The following is a 431-nucleotide window of genomic DNA, read 5'->3' as shown; positions in this document are numbered from 1 at the left end:
CCTCGGCATCGCGCGGGTTGCGGCGGGCGATCGCCTCAAACTGGTCGCGCGCGGACAGCGCGTCGGCGCGGCTGCGGGTGAGCTTGGCGCGATAGCTCGTCGCCATCGCCCGCGTCATCAGCGCCTCGGCATCGGTCGGCGCACGCGCCAGCGTCACCCGCGCCGCCGCCTCGACGCTGGCGATCTGGTCCAGCGCCACCGCCTTGTCCCGCGCAAAAAACGCCATCTGAGTCAGCGCCTCGCGCCCGTTGGGCGCTTGCGCGAAGGCCGGTGTTGCGAACGGTGTCGATACCAGAACGGTAGCAGCCAGGAACAGTCTCATGGCAATCCTCCCTCGCGCGGCGGGGCGCGCTATTCTCCGCGCAGCGTCCTCCAGAACGTGCCGTCCCATGCCTTCACGCTGAAATCAACGATTCCGAAATCACCGAGCG

1 protein-coding gene is annotated in these 431 nt (G+C 68.9%); it reads right to left on the bottom strand.

All coding sequences use genetic code 11. The features are described 5' to 3' along the window. Positions 1–322: hypothetical protein (locus AACY19_RS27465; RefSeq protein ID WP_339454636.1), on the bottom strand; the 322-nt coding region annotated here is incomplete at its 3' end. Between the last annotated feature and the right edge of the window lie 109 nt (positions 323–431).

It is taken from the genome of Pseudomonas sp. EA_5y_Pfl2_R50 (assembly GCF_963970475.1).
Taxonomy (GTDB): Bacteria; Pseudomonadota; Gammaproteobacteria; order Pseudomonadales; family Pseudomonadaceae; genus Aquipseudomonas.
The sequence above is the reverse complement of the archived record's forward strand: the minus strand, read 5'-3'. Positions and strand labels throughout refer to the sequence as shown.